The following is a 20,238-nucleotide window of genomic DNA, read 5'->3' on the forward strand; positions in this document are numbered from 1 at the left end:
ACCGTGTGATGGCATGAGGCGACTTCTACTATGTATCTTATTACTATTCATTTACTTAACTGCACATAGTACCCATATTGTCGGGGGCGAACTTGTATTCAAAGCCCTACCCGCCGGAGGCAGTGCCAGTCACCGGGTGGGACTCAACCTGTACTTTGATCAAATCAATGGATCGCCCCAGGCCGAAGATCAGTTTGTCAATTTGTTTTTTTTCCAAACCTCCGACAACCGCCGCATTGGCTCGGTTCAAGTCCCAAAAGTAAGCCGAAAAAATATAACCTATACCAATCCTGAATGCGGCAATTCGGGCCTTCGGACGCTTTTCATTACCTACTCATTGGATATTTTACTGAATGCCAGTGACTTCAGCGATCCAGGCGGCTACTATATCGTGTGGGACCGGTGCTGTCGTAACAACGTGATTGACAATATCCGCACACCTGGGGATGTGGGTAGCTTGTTTTTCCTTCATTTTCCTCCATTGACCAAAAACGGAAGTGTTTTTCGGAATTCTGCCCCTGAATTTGGTGAAGTACAAGGGGACTACGCATGCATAAATGCTGATTATTATCTGGATTTCGGGGCTACCGATGCCGATGGTGATAGTTTGGTATATAGCTTAACTACCCCTCTTACGGGTTACAGTAGCCGTACGGTACCCTCCCCACAACCCGTCGGGACCAGCAACTACCCAACCGTGTTGTGGGTGGATGGAATATCATTGAACAATGCCATACCAGGAATACGTCCATTACGGATTAATGCCCAGACTGGACGACTTTCCGTTACGGCGAATAAACTAGGGCTTTTCGTGTTTTCCGTGCGGGTGAGCGAATATCGAAAGGGTGAGTTGATCGGCTCAGTGACCCGCGATTTTCAATTGAAGGTAATCGAATGCTTTGAAGCTTTCCCGCCTAAGATTCTGGTAGTGCAGAATTCAAAAAAAGAACAAATCAAAAATAACAGCGTGATTCGGTTAACGCAGCGTGATTCAGCCTGTTTTACTGTTCAGGTCACAGATCCAAACTTTAACCAGTTGATTCGTGTAAAAGGGAGAGCCGTCAACTCCAACCGTAGCGATTTTTTTCTGCTCCCATCCCAGTTCCGCACCCGAAAAAGCAATGATACTTTATCTTTTCAGTTTTGTCTGGATGACTGTTTTATAACGGATGATAATCGTCCCATTCGCTTGGATCTCATCGCGGAAGACGAAAGTTGCCCCGTGCCCCTGACCGATACCCTGCATCTCACCATATACCGGCAGGGTACCCCCAATGCACCACCAACGGTATCCACTTCCCTTGAACAGCCTCGGGTGTCAGCAATCCCGGATCAATTGGTGGAATTTGACGTTTTAGGCAAGGATACCGATCCCGACAGCATTCTCCTCAGCGCATCGGGTGTGGGATTTTCGCTCGATAAGTACGGTTTCAGTTTTCCCCCAGTCCGGGGAAAAGGCGACATTTCGCAGGTTTTTAGCTGGAAGCCTCCCTGTACCCTGTCCAATTCTGACACAATTGCCGTTGATTTTCGAATCACCGACTTGCGCTGTGGTACTAATTCACTATCAAATACCACCCGGGTGTTTTTTGCGTTGCAGCAGTCACTGAATAACCCGCCAAAGATCCGAACTACCCTTCCCAAGGATACGGTAGTCATACAACTGAATCCGGATCTTCCCGAACAACTTATATTTGACGTAATCGCCAACGACTTGGATACGACCCAACTGTCCTTGTTTGGAATTGGGAGAGGATTTTCAATGGGTGAAGCCGGTATGGATTTTTTGAACAGGGTTGGGGTAAGGGAGGTACTTAGTCCCTTCGCCTGGGTACCCGATTGTAGCCTACTGGGTGGAAAATCCGAACGCTTGTTCGCCCTGGATTTCATTTGTGAAGATAAGAGTTGTCAGGCCGCCCGGGATACTTCCACTATTTTTATTCTCATCAAGGATCGCATCGCCGAATCGATAGTCAAGCTCCCGAACGTCATAACGCCCAACCAGGATGGCAAGAATGACTGCTTTGATATTCAGGCCCTACCCCTCGACAACTGCAATGAGCGATTTGAAGAATTACTAATCTATAACCGTTGGGGTGGCCTGGTGTACCGAACCAGCGATCGCACCCAGGATTGGTGTCCGCTGGATGCCCCCATGGGTACTTACTTCTACCAAATCAGGTATTCGATTCATCAATACAAAGGGACCTTGAATCTACTGAAATAGCAACGGCAGCAAAGCTTCATGGGCATGAAGCTTTGCTGCCGTTGCTACATACTTTCTGTATGTTATTTATTAATCCCCAAATGCAACTGGTAGGATTTGGCCCCGAATTTCTCCTTGTGGATATTGAGTGGTATGGAGATTGATGTAAAGATTGCCAAAACTCAACAAGTCTTCTTGTTCAGGTGTCAATGTGGCGGAGCCAGTAATGGGTGAGGTACCTACATTGGCGAACGGAATAATGACCGGGCCAGTTTCCCAGGCGGGTTCTGCTTTATGAATATGACCCGCAGTTGGCGTCAGTCCCTGGTAGGTGACATTGTAAGTCAGGACTTTCGTCACCTTATTGTACTCCAGTACCGCCGACCCCTGGGCGGATGAGGTAGACCTTGGAATAGTATTCTGGCTGTTGATGGTAGCCTGGTATTTGACGATATCGCTCTCATCGGGCCCATCATTTTCGCAGGAAATCAGGCTGCTAAGCAAAGTCGCGCCGATCAATACAAATGCAAAATGTCTCATCATCTTTTTCATAAAATTAAGCTGTTTTGGATTAATGCCGAAATATACGTCAATTCACTTTTATAACCGTGCCAGCAGATCGTGTTGTTTCACTTTTTAAGTTTTTTTCCTGAACACACACTTAAAATTTTCCAGTAAATGTCAATGCAGTCAGATTGTCCACATATCACTTTGTTTTATGAATACGATACGCCCTTCCCATATTACCCGGTTCCAGTGGTCACGGGTACCTATGATGGTCAGTTTGTTGCCCCGGCGTATCACGTCCACCACCGGAGCCGCCGCCGACGGGAACGACCTGATGAATGACAATTCGTTTCTGATCACCCCGGTGGTGTAGTTGTTAGGTATGTTGAGGAGCCCGAATAGAGCGGTCAAATAAAAAATTGTTGCCCATTTATGCCGTTTCTGGATTTTTTCCCCATTTCTGAGTTTGATAATCATGACTGCCACTACATAAACCCCCAGAGTGAGCAACAGAATTGGAATATATCCCCCGTACCGTCGGTAGAATATCAGAAAATAGCTAAAATCATTGAACTGGTATCCTTCAAGATTATTGGCTAAGGCTATTTGGTTCATTTTTTCCAACAGTGCAACGCTAGGTTCCTTCTGGGCTAATATGCTTAAATAATACAAACTCTCGGCCGGCTGTTTCGCTTTCTCAGCCAGGTAGGAGAGTTTTATCAACAAATTGGGATTGAAAGCAGGGTCATTTTCAATATTTTTTTGGTAAATTTTGTAGGCCTGGGTGTACTTTCCGATAGTAAACAGAGAATCAGCCTGATTAAGCCTTTTTGATTGGCCGTAAAGCACGGTATTTGTATATAAAATACAGGTATAAAGCGCTAGAAAAATTGGGTATTTACGAAGTGTTACTTGCATAGTACAGGGAGGAATTCTAATTTTGCATCGCAATTACGGAAAAGGTACTATCCTCTCCAATGAATTGTATGATTCTGTAGCTCAGCTGGTAGAGCAATACACTTTTAATGTATGGGTCCTGGGTTCGAATCCCAGCGGGATCACCAAAATAGGTAACATTATCCGAATAAGCAGTTTTGCTGCTATTTGGCACTCTGATAGAGTAAAGCATAAAACGATTCTGTAGCTCAGCTGGTAGAGCAATACACTTTTAATGTATGGGTCCTGGGTTCGAATCCCAGCGGGATCACGATTTTAAAAAATAATATAGGCAGCTCAGATGCGAAATTTGTCCGGGTGGTGGAATTGGTAGACACGCTACTTTGAGGGGGTAGTGCCCTTACGGGTGTAGGAGTTCGACTCTCCTTCCGGATACTCTCCTAAAAGCTGCATCTCATCATATGAGATGCAGCTTTTTTACTTAATGATAAAATAATTCCCTGTCCACCACTTCCACAATGGCCTGGAAATCATCAGGATTATTAGCAAAATCCATACTATTGACATCAATGACTAACAGCTTACCATGCTCGTAACTATTGGCAAAGGTTTCGTAGTAGGTATTCAGATTTTGTAAATATTCCTCCGAAATGTCTGCTTCAAAATCTCGGCCTCGTTTCTTGATCTGTTGCTTGAGTTTGGGAATGTCAGCCTGAAGGTAGATCATAAGATCCGGGGCTGAAACGGATTGAATCATCGTGTCGAAAAGCATCAGGTAGCTACGGTAATCGCGCTCCGTGAGGATTTTGGAATCATACAGATTTCGGGCAAAAATATAAGCATCCTCATAAATGGTGCGATCCTGAATTACGGTTGTATACGTGAGGGAGCGGATTTTCTGTACCTGGGCGAACCGGCTATTGAGAAAATAGATTTGCAGGTTGAACGCCCAACGTTCCATATCCTTATAGAAGTCATTCAGGTATGGATTTCCTTCCACAGCCTCATAAAGTACCCCCCACCCGTAATGTTGCCCCAACATTTGGGTCAATGTGGTTTTCCCCGCTCCAATATTTCCGGTAATGGCAATGTGCATAATAAATGAGCCTGTTAATTTGGTGAACAGAATAATTAGTTAAAGAGACCAGCCCGAACGGACACACCGAAATATATAAAAACATTCCTTCATCCGGACTGATTTCCTATAAATCCTGGTAGTCGCCCAGCTCTTCACCCGATGTTTTGTACCATTTCGTATCTTTGTGGGCTATAACCAAGTTCCATTGGCATGAAAAAATACCGCGTCCTTTTATATTATATCTACGTCAGGATCAATGATCCTGAAACCTATCGGGATGAGCACCATCTATTTTGCATTGAAAATAATTTGCTCGGCCGTATCATAGTCTCCCGGGAGGGTCTCAATGGTACGGTATCAGGACTGGTGGAAGATTGCGAAGCTTATATGGCATACATTCGTTCCGACCCCCGGTTTGCAGCCACTCAGTTTAAAATTGAAGAACACGATGCCCATGCCTTCAATAAGCTACATGTGAGGGTCAAGGATGAAATCGTAAATTCCGACCTACCGGTCGATCCCACCCGCCGCACTGGACGGCATATCGAACCTTCTGAGTTTAAAGAAATGATGCACGATCCGGATGTGGTTCTGGTGGATATGCGCTCGCGATACGAACATGAAGTAGGTCGATTTAAGGGCGCCATAACATTTGACATGGAAAATCTACGCGAACTTCCCGAACACATCGATGAAATTGTTCATTTGAGAAACAAGAAAGTTATCACCTATTGCACGGGGGGAATCAAATGTGAAAAAGCCAGTGCGTACCTGCTAGATCGGGGATTTGAGAATGTATACCAGCTTCACGGTGGAATAATCCGCTACGGGCTGGAAGCAGGTGGAGAGAATTTCGATGGCAAATGTTATGTGTTCGACAACAGGGTGGCCGTGGAAGTAAACCGGGTGAACCCCGAGGTTATCTCCACTTGCTACGTTTGCAGTGAACCTTGTGAACGGATGGTAAACTGTGCCAATCCAGATTGCAACCGACATGTACCCATATGCGCGTCTTGTGGCCAAAAATTATCAGGAGCCTGTTCTGACGAATGCCTAACACACCCCAATATCCGACCTTATGATGGCACGGGCAATTACAGTACCCAAAGCAATCATTATAATCCCAGGCAGGGCTTCACAAGTCAGCGAAAGAAAGAAACCAGCCCACAGAGCCCACTACTTCGTACTTCATCAAATTCCAACTAAACGCTGTGTCAATGTCTGACCAAACCGATTTACAAACCCAATCAAAAAAACCTCTTATTTTGGTCACAAACGACGATGGCATTACCTCCTTAGGTATCCGTACCCTCGTTGAACTTATGAAAACCCTCGGCGAGGTCGTTGTTGTTGCACCGAACAGTCCGCAGTCTGGTATGGGCCATGCCATCACAATTGGTGAACCGCTCCGACTCTATTCCACCGAAATTTTTCAGGATGTTGATGAATATGAGTGCTCAGGTACCCCGGCGGATTGCGTAAAACTAGCCAAACACTATGTACTTAAGGACCGTGCCCCTGACCTCGTTGTGAGCGGTATCAACCATGGTAGTAACAGTTCCATTAGTGTTTTATACTCAGGTACCATGTCAGCCGCCATCGAGGCGGCTATTGAGGGTATTCCCGCCATCGGGTTTTCACTTTGCGATTTCCGGGAAAAAGCGGGATTTGACCACGTAAAGGAGTTGGTACTTTCAATAGTCCAGTCAGCCCTGAAAAATGGCATTCCCAAGGGTGTGGCCCTCAATGTCAACCTTCCCGCGGAATCGGAGCAACCCATCCGGGGTATCAAAATCTGTCGTCAGGCCAATGCCAAATGGCAGGAAAAATTCGATTATCGGAAAGATCCCTACGGAAGGGGATACCTTTGGATGGCGGGAGATTTTGTTAACTACGACCATGACAAAGAGGATACGGACGAATGGGCTCTTTCGCAGAATTATGTGTCGGTGGTACCCTGTCAGTACGACCTGACTGCTTATCAGGCACTCGAATCCATTACACATTGGGAATTTTGATTAAAATTCAGGAGAACAGCTTACACGTTCGTATTCCACTCAACTCAGTTTAACTACTTCATCAAAGTTCAATACCCTATGGCCATTATAGGAAGTTTGCTCAAAAGAGGAATCCGGGTGGGGAGTCTGGTGACCTCACGCCGGAAAATCAATGCCTTCAAACAGCAAAAGCGAACCCTTTCCAAACTTTTGTCCCGGGCACGATACACCCAATTCGGAGAAAAATACAACTTTGAATCAATACTCAGCAGTTCTCTTTTTGGAGAACCCCGCGAATTTTACGAAAAATACAAAGCCTCTGTTCCTGTATACGACTACAATAAGATCTATAAGGAATGGTGGAATCAGTTACTGGAAGGAGAGAAAAATATTACCTGGCCAGGTCGGGTCAAATATTTCGCCCTGAGTTCGGGTACCTCTGAAGCCTCGTCTAAGTACATACCGGTCACCAACGCGATGTCAAAGGCCATGCAGCGCGCTAGTATCCGGCAAATTCTCAGCCTGGGAAAATACAAAAACTTACCTGACAATCTATACGAGAAAGGTTTTCTGATGCTGGGGGGCAGCACGAGTTTGAACAAGAAAGAGAATTATTTTGAAGGAGATTTGAGTGGAATTAACGCCAGTCAGATTCCCTTTTGGTTCAAACCCTATTATAAACCCGGTGGAAAAATTGCAGCGGAAAAGGATTGGAGTCTGAAGCTGGAAGAAATTACCCTGCAAGCCAAAGACTGGGACATCGGTTTTGTGGTGGGGGTACCTGCCTGGATCCAACTGCTGATGGAGAAAATCATCGCTCATTATAAACTTAAGAATATTCACGAAATCTGGCCGAACCTCCTGGTATTCGGGCACGGGGGGGTAGCCTTTGAACCCTACAAAAAAGGGTTTGAACGCCTGCTGGGCAAACCCCTGATTTATATCGACACCTACCTGGCATCCGAAGGCTTTCTGGCTTATCAGCCCCGGCCCAGTGCAGCGGGTATGCAACTGGTAATGGACAACGGCATTTTTTTTGAGTTTGTCCCTTTTAATGATTTGAATTTCAACACGGAGGGCGAAATAAAGGAGAATCCCGAAACCTTGATGGTGGATGAAGTGGAAGAAGGAAAGGAATACGCATTGCTGATTTCGACCTGCGCGGGAGCCTGGCGCTATCTGATTGGTGACACGATCAAATTTGTGGATAAGGAAAAGGCAGAAATTGTAATCACCGGGCGTACGAAACACTTCCTTAGTCTATGCGGCGAGCATCTTTCAGTGGACAACATGAATAAAGCCATTGATCTGGTATCGCATGAATTGGGTATTACCGTGAAAGAATTTACCGTGGCGGGTATCTCGCACGGCTCCCTCTTCGCTCATCATTGGTACATCGGTAGCGACATTGCGGTAGATCCGGTAACGATCAAGAGGTTGATCGATGAAAAACTCAATGAAGTCAATGACGACTATGCTGTAGAACGGAAGCACGCCCTGAAAGACATTTTTATCACGGTATTGCCCAATGAAGCCTTTTATGGCTGGATGGAGTCAAAAGGCAAAATGGGAGGCCAGCATAAATTTCCGCGCGTGATGAAGAAAAATCTGATCGGCGATTGGGAAACCTACCTGAAATTGAACGGGTATCAATAAATTTTACTGGCTGATCCCAATGATTTTTTAAGGTAGTGATCTGATTCTTCTTTTGTGAGCTACTTCAAGAAATTGAAATAAGCGATTTGACCTGCGATCAGTACGAATACAACCCCGGTTACCTGGTTGAATACCTTAACGGTTCGGGGAGTGAAAATACGTTTCAGCCGATGGGCAGAGAGTGCAATGCCCGACTCGGTGAGGAATACAGCTAACAAACTGGCAAGAAAAAACAGACTGATCTGGTTGATATCATAATGTAGGGTAGAACGAACATAGGTTGCAATCGTGACCCAGCTGATAAAATTTACGGGGTTTAGTCCATTCAGGAGGAATCCAGTAGTGAAATAAAACAGAAAGTCACCAAACTTCGATTTGGGGTAAACAATTTTGGGCTGGTTTTGCACCAGATTATTGATCCCGAGTATCAGCAGGAAAATCACACCGGCTCCGGCCATCCATTTCTCAAAATTTTCGATATGTGGAAGTAGGGCGGTACCAAAGATGGCAAAAAACACAAAGATAGCATCGCAAACCACTACCCCGAAGGCAATTTTAATCCCACTTCTATAACCATTATCGACACTATTCTGAACCAGAGAAAAGAATACAGTACCAAATGTCAGGCAGAGCAGTACTCCGGTAATAAGTCCGTAAAAAAGAGCAAGCACCATATCAGATTCCTTTCAAACGCGCTACCATCATAATTCCACACACGGAGAGAGCATCTGTGATCTCCGACCGCATCACCATTTCTACGGCCTCGGCCAGGGGTACCTTCCTGACTTGCAGCTCCTCGGTGTCTTCTGGTTCCTGCTCGAATTGAGTCAACCCTTCGGCCAGGTAGAGAAAGCCCTCCTCGTCAGTCGCGGAATTAGACGTATGTATCCGGGCAAACTGCTGCCAGGATTCGGCCACAAGCCCCGTTTCTTCCTTTAGTTCGCGACGGGCTGCTTCCAGCGGTTCTTCATCCAGCGGGCCGCCCCCTTCCGGTATTTCCCACGAGTATTCGTTGAGAGTGTACCTGAACTGTCCCACCAGATATACATTATTTTCGGCATCGAGGGGTACAATTCCAATGGCCTTGTTTTTGAAACTCACCAGACCGTAGATACCCGGTTTCCCGGCCGGATTGATAACATCGCGGTGATGGAGTTTCAGCCAGGGATTGTCATAAACGACCACATCGGTCAGCGTCTCCCAATTATTTTCGGTAGTCATAGTACTTATATTCTTAATACCTTTGTCCGGATAGTTTTTCCATTGAAAATGCAAATAAACCACAATAAGCGTAAAATTCGGCTCATCCTGCTGTCTTTCGTGATGAGCCTGCTGCTCTCGGGGCTGAAATTCCTGGCTTATTACCTCACTGATTCAAACGCGATTCTGAGCGATGCCCTGGAATCCATAATCAATGTATTTGCCAGTGGATTCGCCTTGTACAGCATCCGACTTTCAGCTCTACCCAAGGACTCCAACCACCCCTATGGCCATGGCAAAGTCGAATTCTTTTCCGCTGGTTTTGAAGGAGCCCTCATCATCATCGCCTCGGTGGTCATCGCTTACGGAGCCTTAACTCGACTCCTCAATCCCCAGCCGCTTGCCAATCTGACCCTGGGTTCAGGACTTATATTCGTTACGGTAATCCTCAATTCCGCGGTTGGATTGCTGCTGGTGCGCGAAGGCAAAAAGTATAATTCTCTGGCTCTCACCGCCGATGGCAAGCACTTGCTCTCAGATAGTGTAAGTAGCATCCTGCTCTTAATCAGTGTATTACTGGTACTTTGGACGGGTCTGGAATGGATCGACAGTGTGGCTTCGCTGGTATTCGGATTGCTCATAGCCTACAATGGCTATCAACTTACCCGGAAATCGGTGGCCGGTCTGATGGATGAGAGTGACCCGCTTTTGATGCAGCAGGTCGTTGAAGCGATTCGGGCCCACAAAAAAAATTATTGGATCGATGTGCACAATCTACGGGTGCAGCAATACGGCTCCGACTTACACATCGATTGCCATTTGACCCTACCCTACTTTTGGGAACTCCAGAAATCCCACGACACGATCCGGGAGTTCGAGGATGTGTTGAAAGAAAATCATCCCGGCGAAACAGAAATATTTGTTCACTCGGACCCCTGTTTACCCCAATGTTGCTATTTCTGTCGTTTAAAGGGATGCCACGTACGCAGCCACGCCTTTCAGCACGACATCGACTGGGATGTCGTCAACCTGGCCAAGAATCAGAAGCTCTTTACCGAAGCCCAGTTGAAAATTAAACAGGATCATGATTAGAAGCTGATCCCCTGCTCGCTTTTACGCTCACAAATCAACCAATCCATTCCCTATCATGTCGCAATCACGCAGAGATTTTTTCAGACAACTTGGAGTTGGCGCTTTGGCCATAACCCCACTTAGCCATAGTATGGCCGGAAATGTGGCCAAGAAACCATTCTTTGACATTTCACTGGCAGAATGGTCACTTCATAAAGCCTTATTCGCTAAAAAAATAACCAACCTGGATTTTCCTGCAATCGCCCGGAAGGAGTTCGACATTGGGATTGTGGAATACGTCAACCAGTTTTTTAAGGACAAAGCCCGTGACACAACCTACCTCAACGATCTGTTGAAGCGCTGCAAGGACAATGGAATAAAAAACCATCTTATTATGATCGACGGCGAGGGTGGCTTGGGGGAACTGGACGATAACACTCGCAACAAGGCCGTTGAGAACCACTACCAATGGGTAGAGGCAGCCAAGTACCTGGGTTGCAAAACCATCCGGGTCAATGCCTTCGGCAAAGGTACCGCTGAGGAAGTGGCAAAAGCCGCCGTAGACGGCCTGGGGAAACTGGGTGAATTCGCCGGTACCATGAAAATCAATGTCATTGTCGAAAACCACGGGGGCTACTCTTCGGACGGCCAGTGGCTCTCGGGGGTCATGAAGCAGGTAGGTCGTAATAACGTAGGTACCCTACCCGATTTCGGCAATTTCTGCCTTGAACGAAAGCCCGGCTCCAACGAATGTGTAAAAGAATATGACCGCTACCAGGGTACCAAGGAATTGATGCCCTACGCCAAAGGAGCAAGCGCCAAGACCTATGATTTCAAGGAAAATGGTGATGTGGTTGAAACCGATTACATGAAGATCATGAAGATTGTACAGGACAGCGGATTCAAAGGGATTGTGGGCATCGAATACGAAGGTAGCAAGCTCGATGAATACGAGGGAATTAGAAAAACCAAAGCTATTCTGGAGAAAGTCGGAATGGCTTTGTCATAAAAAAGACGGGTGAGTAGGTTGGAATAATTTATTTGGATTGTTCCAACCTACCCCTCCTATTTTAATAAATAATTCAAGTTGCTAGTTATAGAAAGCCGGACAGGGAAGCGCTAGCTTAGTGTTGCGAACCAAAACCAACACTCCCCATGTCCGACACGGTAAAAATAGTCACGGAAACCACCTACTTGTACGTGATCATTGACGATATTCTCAAAAGCCTGGGCCACCGCGATCATCCCGCCTGCGCGTGCAGCGACAGCGAGGTGATCACCACGGCCGTGGCGGCGGCCCTTCATTTCGGCAGCAACCACTGCGACGCCAACGGCTTCGTCCAACAGACTGGTTTGATGCCCGGCATGGTCGAGGCCAGCCGCTTCTCGCGGCGCATCCATCGGCTGGGTGAACTGGTGGCGGACCTGTTTCTTCAACTGGGGCACGTGTTCAAATCCCTCAGTGAGAGTATGGTGTATCGAATCGACAGCTTTCCGCTCAACTCCTGCCACAATATCCGCATCCCCCGCAGCCGCCTTTTCAAACACGAACAGTACCGGGGGCGCAACGCCTCCAAGCGGCAGTATCGCCGGGCGACCCCGTTTTACGGTATCAAGGTCTTCGTGATGACTGACGAGGCCAACCGCCCCGTCGAGTACTGTTTCACGCCCGGCTCATGGGCCGAGATCGACGGCTTGCGCCAGATGCCCCTCGACCTGCCGCCGGGCTCGGAAGTCTACCTCGACAGTGGCTTCACGGACTATTGGATGGAGGACGAGCTGAAAGAGGCTGAAAACCTGAATTTCTGGGTGGCCCGAAGGAAAAACTCCCATAGGCCTCACCACCCCTCGGTTGACTTTCTGATACGCCACCATCGTAAGCCGACGGTTCGCCGCTGCGATCGAGACCACATTCAGCGAGATAACTGCCCTGTTTCTGAAAAAGGTACACGCTGTCACTGATCAGGGCTTCATCTTGAAGGTCATTTTAACCTTATTCGCGCACACTTTGACCAAAGCTTTTATCTAGCAACTTGAATTATTTAAGATTACCAAGGCCGCCATCTACACCTAGTACTTGTCTGGTAATCCAGCTGGCTTCATCACTGGCAAGGTAGGTGGCCGCAGCAGCAATATCGGATGGTTCACCGAAGCGCCCCAGAGGATGCCGTTTTGCTGATGAGATGCGTTTATCATCCGAAGATAATAGATGATCTGCCAGCGGGGTATCAGTCAGCGAAGGAGCTATTACATTAAAGCGGATTGAAGAAGATGCATATTCAGCCGCCAAAGCAATGGCCAAACCCTGTAAACCACCCTTCGCCATAGAAATCGACGTATGAAAACTGAATCCGGTGTTAGCGGCCACACTGCTGAGGAGTACCACACCGGCGCCTTTGGCTTTTATCAATCGCTTTATATTGGGTTGAATGGCCGCCGCGGCACCCAGGGCGTTTATCTGCCAATCAGTAGTAAAATTTTCAAGGGTCAATCGACCAAACGGTTTCAGATTGATGGTACCGGCACAATAAATGATTCCATGAAGTACCTCAGGTAGATCCTGGAAAACACTTTCATCAGGATGAAGCGCGTCCCATTCAAAAAACTCCACCTCAAGGTCTGGCTTGTGCCGCCCCCCTACAAATACCCTACCCCCCTCCTCCAGAATCCGTTTGGCAATTGCGTAGCCAATTCCACTGCTGGCTCCGATTATAAGGATGTTTTTTGAGGTGTATCTGGATTGCATGTAGTGAGAATGTTGGTTAATTACATGCCCAGATAACTCAGAAACTCCTTCTTTGTTCCCTCATTCTCGAATTTCCCGCCATAGTAGGAGGTGATCGTCGAACTACAGGTATCCTGTATTCCACGCGACTGAACGCACATGTGCTGGGCATCGATCACCACGGCCACATCGTCCGTTTTCAGCACTTCCCGCAACTCGTTGGCAATTTGCACGGTCAAGCGCTCCTGAACCTGAGGACGTTTGGAATAGTATTGAACAATCCGGTTCAACTTGGATAGTCCAATCACCTGTCCGCTGGAAATATAAGCCACGTGGGCTTTTCCGTAGATAGGTACAAAATGATGCTCACAGTTCGAAAAAACCGTGATATCTTTTTCCACCAGCATCTGATTGTAATTGTACTTGTTATCGAACAGAGTAACGGCGGGTTTATTGTCAGGGTTGAGGCCACTGAAATTTTCCTGCACAAACATCTTGGCCACGCGGCGGGGGTACCCTGCAGACTATCGTCAGTCATATCCAGACCCAGGATCTCCATGATGTGCTGGAAATGTTTTTCGATGAGCTCAATTTTGATGTCATCGTCCATTTCGAAGGCATCCACACGCAAAGGGGTATCGTAGGAAGTCAGTATGTGGTCATGACCGATATCGTCGATTTCTTGCTCGGAAGAGGGTACATTATTTTTCGGTGGGGTATTCAACATAATTTCTTTCGGTTTCGTACAAACGGATTTGCAATTCAAATTGGGGGTCAATTATTTCACGGAGAATTCTATGGATTACCAAGGCAATGTTCTCGGCGGAAGGATTCAAATCCTTGAATTCTTCCGTATCCAGATTGAGGTTCTTATGGTCGAACCGATCCAGTACATTTTCCTTAATCACATCACTCAATACTTTCATATCGAATACATATCCCGTTTCGGGGTCCACCTCGCCGGTGAGCCGAACGATCAGATCATAATTATGCCCATGGAAATTGTAGTTGTTACACTTTCCATACACCCGCTCGTTTTTATCATCCGACCAGTCCGGATTATTCAGGCGATGTGCTGCATTGAAATGTTCCTTTCGGAACACCGAAACTCTTGGATTTTGAGACATGAATTGCTGTATAAAGTATGGGTCTTAAATGTCGTTACAAAGTTTGTGTACAACACATTCAAGGCCGCCGAGCGTTGATCCACCTGCTCTTTGGAATCTAAATGCAAGGGTATAACAGCGCGTTTTGCAATATTGTTCACCCCCAACAGTATGCCGTTTAAGGAAGCTGGTTCGGGTGGATTTCCTATATTCAGCTACGTCATAAGGTACCTTGGTTGTTTAGTGAGGGTTTTTAATTCATAAATAAATTTAATATTCAGGCAATAAGAATTATTTTGCGCCCCCCAACCCCTGCTCCATACTATGAACCGACGCAATTTTTTACACAAAGCCACCCTGGCCACTACGGCGGGCGGGGTACTACCTTCTCTCCGTTTTACTGATTCTGCTCCCGCCGACAGGGTACGTCTGGGTTTCATCGGGGTAGGTATGCGCGGACGTAATCATGTTGAACAGGCCATGTTCCGATCCGATGTGGACATCAATGCGATTTGTGACATCGACCCCAGCTCCGTCAACGAAACTCTAGCTATGATAAAAAAAGCCGGTCGGAAAGCGCCGGTAGTTTATTCGTCGGGGGATGAGGATTTTCTGAATATGGTCAAACGCGACGATCTGGATGGCGTTGTGATTGCGACTCCCTGGGAATGGCACGTACCGATGGCCGTAGCGGTCATGAAAGGGGGTAAGTACGCCGCTGTAGAAGTCTCCGCTACTGTCACCCTCGAAGAGTCCTGGGATTTGGTCAATACTCACGAGCAAACGGGTTCCCATTGTATGATTTTGGAAAACGTATGCTACCGACGTGATGTGATGGCCGTACTCAATATGATTAGAAAAGGCATGTTTGGTGAAATGCTGTATGCCCACTGCGGATACCAGCACGATTTGCGTGAGGTAAAATTCAACAACGGCAAGCAACCCTATGGTGGAGGGGTTGAGTTCGGGGCCAAAGGTTTTTCCGAAGCCCGCTGGCGCACCCAGCATTCCATTGATCGTAACGGGGATATTTATCCTACACACGGCCTGGGACCTGTGGCCCATTGGCTCGACATCAATCGGGGCAACCGCTTCACCTACCTTACCTCCACAGCTACCAAATCAAGGGGACTGCATAAGTACATTGTAGACAATGGCGGTCCAGACCATCCCAATGCCAAAGTCAATTTTAAGTTAGGCGATATCGTCACCACGGTCATCCAATGCCATAATGGCGAGAATATTGTCATTATACACGACACGAACTCGCCCCGCCCCTACTCGCTCGGCTTTCGGGCCCAAGGCACGGAGGGAGTGTGGATGGACGATGGCCATACCATTTACATCGAAGACGAAGCACTCAAAAAGCATCAATGGCAGCCCGCTGGGCCCGTACTGGATAAATATGATCATCCAATCTGGAAAAAAAATGCAGGCGAAGCGGAAAACGCCGGCCATGGGGGTATCGACTATTTTGTACTCAGGGGATTCATTGAAGCTATAAAGCGGAAAACCGCCCCCCCATCGACGTGTACGATGCGGCCGCCTGGAGCGCCGTAAGCCCCTTGTCCGAACTTTCGATTGCCCGGGGTAGCTCCCCAGTAGAAATTCCGGATTTTACCCGAGGCAGGTGGAAAACGAATCCCCGTATATTTGGATTAAATGACGAGTACTGATCCGGGTACCCAGGGCATGCTGCAAACACAATCCTATTTTCAAACTCCTCTTCTCCTTCGACCTCAATGACACAAAAAAAAGAAAACTACCTGGGTCCCCTCATTATAATCGGGGTTCTGTTTTTTATTCTGGGTTTCGTTACCTGGGTAAATGGTACCCTTATCACCTTTTTTCAGAAAGCTTTCGATTTGGATAATACCAGTTCGTATCTGGTCACATTCGCTTTTTTCATTTCCTACACGCTGATGGCGTTGCCTTCTTCGGAAGTACTGAAGCGGGTTGGTTTTAAAAACGGCATGGCGGTGGGTCTGCTGGTAATGGCTGTGGGAACGGTCATATTCGTGCCTGCTGCCAAATCCGCCTCTTATATTCTTTTTCTTGTCGGACTATTCACTATCGGCATCGGCCTGACCATATTACAAACGGCGATCAACCCTTACGTGACCATTCTGGGTCCCAAAGAAAGCGCGGCGGCCCGCATCAGTTTCATGGGAATTGCTAACAAAGGGGCGGGCATTATCAGTCAGGTGGTTTTTGGTGGACTGCTCCTTGCCGGGTCAACCGTCACCAGTCAGGCCGAGGAGCTAGATAAAGTAGTTGGCCCCTACCTGATCCTTACGGCTGTTTTGGTAGGCATGGCAGTACTGATCAAACTATCGAAAGGATTGCCCGAGGTCGAACAACAGGAAGAGGAACCTACCATGATGGCAGATGGCAGTACTGCCGCAACGAAAACCAGTATTTTTCAATTTCCTAATCTCATTCTGGGCGTCATCGCACTTTTTTGTTATGTAGGCGTTGAAGTAATTGCCGGAGATACGATCATCAGCTATGGGGTTTCGCTGGGTTTTCCTCAGGAAGAAGCCCGGTTGTTCGGAACTTACACTTTAACTGCGATGATGATTGGTTACGTAACAGGTATTGTACTGATTCCTAAGTTCGTATCACAACAGGTCTGGCTCAAATTTTCCGCACTTTTCGGGATAGTACTAACCATTATCGCCATTTTCACTACCGGTTTCACCTCCGTAATATGTATCGCTTTGCTCGGCTTATCGCATGCCATCATGTGGGGAGCCATCTGGCCGCTGGCCATCGAGGGGATCGGACGATTTATTAAAACGGGTGCCGCTTTATTGGTAATGGGAATCTCCGGGGGCGCCATTTTGCCGCTTGTGTACGGTGCCCTGGCTGATTCTATGGAAAGCACCCAAAATGCTTACGTGCTGATGGTACCTTTATATATGTTCATATACTACTACTCCATCTGGGGGCATAAGAAACGGATTTGGTAGCCTCTCTCCTGACCGAATTCCAGAAGTGAATTCTCATCCGGTAATGATCGGATAGACTGAACATTTGCAATGATCGGTGCGTTGTATGGTAAAAGAAAACGAATACGGTACTTTTGTGCTGTATTCGTTTTTTAGAAATATACATCGCATGGAAGCCAATTCATCCAACATCCTGCCCGCTGTTGATTCACATTACTGCCCTTCCCTTACCCAATACATCCGCCGCTCTACGATTCCCGTTTTCATTGGCGATTTGCCTTTAGGTTCCGATTATCCAATTCGGGTGCAATCGATGACCACTGTCGATACGATGGATACGGATGGGTCGATCGAGGAAGTGATTCGGATGGTGAATGCAGGTTGTGAATACGTCAGAATCACGGCCCCTAGCGTCAAGGAGGCACAGAATCTTGAAAACATTAAAAAAGGATTGATCCAAAGGGGAATCAAGGTACCCCTGATTGCGGATATTCATTTCACACCCAATGCCGCCGAATTGGCCGCTCGAATCGTGGAGAAAGTGCGGATCAATCCCGGCAATTACGCGGATCGTAAGCGCTTTGAAACCATTGAGTATACCGATCGATCGTACGCGGATGAATTAGAAAGAATTAGGGAAAAATTTATTCCGTTGGTATCCATTTGCAAAGAATACGGAACCGCCATGCGGATCGGAACCAATCATGGCTCCCTTTCCGACCGTATATTGAGTCGCTACGGTGACACACCGCTGGGCATGGTGGAGTCAGCGCTGGAATTTCTACGCATTTGTGAGGAAATGAACTACTATCAGATCGTCCTCTCAATGAAGTCCAGCAACACCCAGGTTATGGTAGAAGCCTACCGCCTCCTGGTACAGCGACTCGATGAGGAAGGACTGAAGGCTTACCCATTGCATCTGGGGGTGACCGAAGCGGGGGAAGCTGAGGATGGCCGCATAAAGTCAGCAGTGGGGATAGGTACCCTACTCGAGGACGGACTGGGCGATACGGTGCGGGTGTCCTTGACGGAGGCCCCTGAAAACGAGGTACCCGTAGCCCGTGCACTTATAGAACGTTACACCCACCGTTCTCCTCATGAACCAATCGAACCAATCGATCGGGTACCCATCAATCCCTTTCAATACTCCCGTCGTCAGACTAAAGAAACATACAATCTAGGGGGTATTAATGTACCGCGGGTCATTGCCGATTATTCACAAATCTCTGTAACGTCACACGAAGATCTGCGCAGCGTGGGGCACTTTTTCCTACCCGTACCTGATAAGTGGCGCATGAACGACCAAGGGGTTGATTTCATTTATTCGGGTAGCCGCCCCATTTCTTTCATGCTACCGAATGGCCTGAAGGAAATTGTTGACTATCCCCAATGGCAGGCACATTCTGACCAATCCAATACGTTTCCTCTGGTATCGGTGGAGGAGTTTTTGGCATCCCGCGATTCCGAGCTACACCCTACCCTTACTTTTGTGGAAGGTGATATCCATCGCTTTACTGAAAATGTACTCAATAAGCTCGCACATCATTCAAGCGTGGTGCTGGTTCTAACCTCCGGCAATAAACATGCGATGGCCGAAATGCGCAGATTCTTTTTCCGGCTGATCGAACTTAAAATTTCTGTTCCGGTAATCATCAAACGTACCTACCCAGGAGATTCTGCCGAAACTGTATTACAGGCCGCCACCGATGTAGGCGGGTTGCTGGTAGACGGATTGGGCGACGGGATCTGGCTTGCTCCCCAAATTTCCGGGACTGTTTCAAAAGAAACGCTTCTGAAAACGGCATCCGAGTTCAACTCTATTTCCTTTGGAGTTCTACAGGCCGCGCGTACCCGCATGTCTAAAACGGAATATATATCCTGCCCTTCATGCGGACGTACCTTGTTTGATTTACAGGAAACGACCGCGATGATTCGCAAACAAACCGAACATCTAAAAGGGCTTAAAATAGGAATTATGGGATGTATCGTCAATGGCCCCGGCGAGATGGCCGACGCTGATTATGGGTACGTAGGCATGGGAAAAGACAAAATTGCGTTGTATCGAGGTCAGGAAGTCGTCAAACGTTCGGTAAAGACCGACCAGGCCGTCTTCGAGTTAATCAAATTGATCCAGGAGGATGGTCGATGGCTTGATCCTGAGCCTGGCGAGCCAATGGTTGTCAGCAAAAACTACTAAATTGGTTATACTGGTCAGCAGGTATTGTTCTTACCAAGCGATCATAAACAACCCACTAAAACAAACGTATTCAACCGCTATATTTCGAAATGAGTGATTTCAAGAGATATTTTCAGCTTGGTGATGTCTTCAGGTACTTCATCAGGGTTTTCAAAAAGCCCGACCCCAACGATCCAAGTTCATTCAACCTCCGCATGATGCACGGGATTAACAGAATCTCTATTGTCATGTTTCTATTTTGTGTCGTTGTCATGATAATTAGGGCCTGTACGCGATGAATCTTGAGCAGCTGCGTGATTTTTGTCTGGCTTTGCCCGGTACCACAGAAGCCATGCCTTTTGGGGAAGAAACTTTGGTTTTCAAGGTGAAGGACAAGATATTTCTGCTTACATCCCTTGATGCCGAAAAGTTGTCGTTCAATGTGAAGTGTGAACCGGAAAAAGCCCAGGAACTCCGGGAACGGTATCCCTTCGTGCAACCAGGGTACCATATGAACAAAAAACACTGGAACACCATTACCGCCGAAAGTTCTGTGCACGATGACCTGTACCTGGACTGGATCAGGCATTCCTACGATCGCGTGGTAGCGGGTTTACCCAGCAAACAAAGGGCCGAACTTCTCACGAATCAATAGTATTGATTACAGC

General features: G+C 47.3%; 18 protein-coding genes, 3 tRNA genes and 2 pseudogenes. 15 read left to right on the plus strand and 8 right to left on the minus strand.

Annotated elements, in window-relative coordinates; genetic code table 11:
- The first annotated feature begins 13 nt into the window (after positions 1 to 13).
- The gene (locus GBK04_RS24495; protein WP_152764284.1) at positions 14 to 2,227 is read left to right on the plus strand and encodes a T9SS type B sorting domain-containing protein; all 2,214 of its coding nucleotides are present in this window, start codon (positions 14 to 16) and stop codon (positions 2,225 to 2,227) included.
- A 69-nt stretch (positions 2,228 to 2,296) separates the two neighbouring features.
- Here GBK04_RS24495 and GBK04_RS24500 read toward each other — a convergent pair whose 3' ends face one another.
- Together GBK04_RS24500 and GBK04_RS24505 are read right to left on the minus strand one after the other, a co-directional pair.
- The gene (locus GBK04_RS24500; protein ID WP_152764286.1) at positions 2,297 to 2,758 is read right to left on the minus strand and encodes a CHRD domain-containing protein; all 462 of its coding nucleotides are present in this window, start codon (positions 2,756 to 2,758) and stop codon (positions 2,297 to 2,299) included.
- Positions 2,759 to 2,896: 138 nt separating this feature from the next.
- Positions 2,897 to 3,328, minus strand: coding sequence for an SH3 domain-containing protein (locus GBK04_RS24505; protein WP_152764288.1), 432 nt, complete (start codon positions 3,326 to 3,328; stop codon positions 2,897 to 2,899).
- Positions 3,329 to 3,701: 373 nt separating this feature from the next.
- Between GBK04_RS24505 and GBK04_RS24510 the strand changes: the two genes are divergently transcribed.
- The 3 genes from GBK04_RS24510 (at position 3,702) to GBK04_RS24520 (ending at position 4,045) form a co-directional block, all read left to right on the plus strand.
- Positions 3,702 to 3,777: transfer RNA gene (locus GBK04_RS24510), tRNA-Lys, on the plus strand.
- Positions 3,778 to 3,847: 70 nt separating this feature from the next.
- Positions 3,848 to 3,920: transfer RNA gene (locus GBK04_RS24515), tRNA-Lys, on the plus strand.
- 41 nt (positions 3,921 to 3,961) lie between these two features.
- Positions 3,962 to 4,045 (plus strand) — tRNA-Leu (locus tag GBK04_RS24520).
- 46 nt (positions 4,046 to 4,091) lie between these two features.
- On the opposite strand, the gene GBK04_RS24525 is transcribed toward GBK04_RS24520, so the two are convergent.
- A complete protein-coding gene (locus tag GBK04_RS24525; protein ID WP_152764290.1) occupies positions 4,092 to 4,706 on the minus strand; it encodes a deoxynucleoside kinase in 615 nt (204 codons plus the stop codon).
- 192 nt (positions 4,707 to 4,898) lie between these two features.
- Between GBK04_RS24525 and trhO the strand changes: the two genes are divergently transcribed.
- From trhO to GBK04_RS24540, 3 genes are all read left to right on the plus strand, one after another.
- Positions 4,899 to 5,894 carry an oxygen-dependent tRNA uridine(34) hydroxylase TrhO gene (gene trhO / locus GBK04_RS24530; protein ID WP_152764292.1) on the plus strand — a complete coding sequence of 332 codons (996 nt, stop codon included), beginning with the start codon at positions 4,899 to 4,901 and terminating at the stop codon, positions 5,892 to 5,894.
- A gap of 11 nt (positions 5,895 to 5,905) precedes the next feature.
- Complete coding sequence (gene surE, locus GBK04_RS24535) at positions 5,906 to 6,706, plus strand: 5'/3'-nucleotidase SurE (RefSeq protein ID WP_152764294.1); 801 nt, start codon at positions 5,906 to 5,908, stop codon at positions 6,704 to 6,706.
- 78 nt (positions 6,707 to 6,784) lie between these two features.
- Positions 6,785 to 8,341 (plus strand): GH3 family acyl-acid amido synthetase, encoded by a 1,557-nt coding sequence (locus GBK04_RS24540; protein ID WP_152764296.1) that lies wholly within the window; start codon positions 6,785 to 6,787, stop codon positions 8,339 to 8,341.
- A 59-nt stretch (positions 8,342 to 8,400) separates the two neighbouring features.
- Here GBK04_RS24540 and GBK04_RS24545 read toward each other — a convergent pair whose 3' ends face one another.
- Both GBK04_RS24545 and GBK04_RS24550 read right to left on the minus strand, forming a co-directional pair.
- The gene (locus GBK04_RS24545; RefSeq protein ID WP_152764298.1) at positions 8,401 to 9,015 is read right to left on the minus strand and encodes a LysE family translocator; all 615 of its coding nucleotides are present in this window, start codon (positions 9,013 to 9,015) and stop codon (positions 8,401 to 8,403) included.
- Between the two features lies 1 nt (position 9,016).
- Positions 9,017 to 9,562 carry an NUDIX domain-containing protein gene (locus GBK04_RS24550; RefSeq protein ID WP_152764300.1) on the minus strand — a complete coding sequence of 182 codons (546 nt, stop codon included), beginning with the start codon at positions 9,560 to 9,562 and terminating at the stop codon, positions 9,017 to 9,019.
- Positions 9,563 to 9,610: 48 nt separating this feature from the next.
- Between GBK04_RS24550 and GBK04_RS24555 the strand changes: the two genes are divergently transcribed.
- The 3 genes from GBK04_RS24555 (at position 9,611) to GBK04_RS24565 (ending at position 12,574) form a co-directional block, all read left to right on the plus strand.
- Entirely contained in the window at positions 9,611 to 10,633 is a 1,023-nt protein-coding gene (locus tag GBK04_RS24555; RefSeq protein WP_152764302.1) for a cation diffusion facilitator family transporter, read from the plus strand.
- A 55-nt stretch (positions 10,634 to 10,688) separates the two neighbouring features.
- Entirely contained in the window at positions 10,689 to 11,621 is a 933-nt protein-coding gene (locus GBK04_RS24560) for a sugar phosphate isomerase/epimerase family protein (protein WP_152764304.1), read from the plus strand.
- 146 nt (positions 11,622 to 11,767) lie between these two features.
- Positions 11,768 to 12,574 (plus strand): transposase, encoded by an 807-nt coding sequence (locus GBK04_RS24565; protein ID WP_152764306.1) that lies wholly within the window; start codon positions 11,768 to 11,770, stop codon positions 12,572 to 12,574.
- Positions 12,575 to 12,650: 76 nt separating this feature from the next.
- On the opposite strand, the gene GBK04_RS24570 is transcribed toward GBK04_RS24565, so the two are convergent.
- From GBK04_RS24570 to GBK04_RS24580, 3 genes and pseudogenes are all read right to left on the minus strand, one after another.
- The gene (locus tag GBK04_RS24570) at positions 12,651 to 13,358 is read right to left on the minus strand and encodes an SDR family NAD(P)-dependent oxidoreductase (RefSeq protein WP_152764308.1); all 708 of its coding nucleotides are present in this window, start codon (positions 13,356 to 13,358) and stop codon (positions 12,651 to 12,653) included.
- Positions 13,359 to 13,378: 20 nt separating this feature from the next.
- Positions 13,379 to 14,064, minus strand: a pseudogene (folE, locus tag GBK04_RS24575) (GTP cyclohydrolase I FolE).
- Positions 14,039 to 14,464 carry a 6-pyruvoyl trahydropterin synthase family protein gene (locus tag GBK04_RS24580; protein ID WP_152764310.1) on the minus strand — a complete coding sequence of 142 codons (426 nt, stop codon included), beginning with the start codon at positions 14,462 to 14,464 and terminating at the stop codon, positions 14,039 to 14,041. The pseudogene folE and the gene GBK04_RS24580 overlap by 26 nt, the downstream one beginning before the upstream one ends.
- A gap of 459 nt (positions 14,465 to 14,923) precedes the next feature.
- On the opposite strand from GBK04_RS24580, the pseudogene GBK04_RS24585 reads away from it, so the two are divergent.
- The 5 genes and pseudogenes from GBK04_RS24585 (at position 14,924) to GBK04_RS24605 (ending at position 20,225) form a co-directional block, all read left to right on the plus strand.
- A pseudogene (locus GBK04_RS24585) lies at positions 14,924 to 16,119 on the plus strand (Gfo/Idh/MocA family protein).
- 66 nt (positions 16,120 to 16,185) lie between these two features.
- On the plus strand, positions 16,186 to 17,415 hold the full coding sequence (locus tag GBK04_RS24590; protein WP_152764312.1) for a sugar MFS transporter: 1,230 nt from the start codon (positions 16,186 to 16,188) through the stop codon (positions 17,413 to 17,415).
- A gap of 148 nt (positions 17,416 to 17,563) precedes the next feature.
- Entirely contained in the window at positions 17,564 to 19,591 is a 2,028-nt protein-coding gene (gene ispG / locus GBK04_RS24595) for a (E)-4-hydroxy-3-methylbut-2-enyl-diphosphate synthase (protein WP_152764314.1), read from the plus strand.
- Between the two features lie 89 nt (positions 19,592 to 19,680).
- On the plus strand, positions 19,681 to 19,869 hold the full coding sequence (locus GBK04_RS24600) for a DUF6728 family protein (RefSeq protein ID WP_152764315.1): 189 nt from the start codon (positions 19,681 to 19,683) through the stop codon (positions 19,867 to 19,869).
- Positions 19,866 to 20,225, plus strand: a complete 360-nt coding sequence (locus GBK04_RS24605; protein ID WP_152764317.1) for an MmcQ/YjbR family DNA-binding protein — start codon at positions 19,866 to 19,868, stop codon at positions 20,223 to 20,225. The genes GBK04_RS24600 and GBK04_RS24605 overlap by 4 nt, the downstream gene beginning before the upstream one ends.
- Positions 20,226 to 20,238: the final 13 nt, after the last annotated feature.

This window comes from Salmonirosea aquatica (assembly GCF_009296315.1).
Classification (GTDB): Bacteria; Bacteroidota; Bacteroidia; order Cytophagales; family Spirosomataceae; genus Salmonirosea; species Salmonirosea aquatica.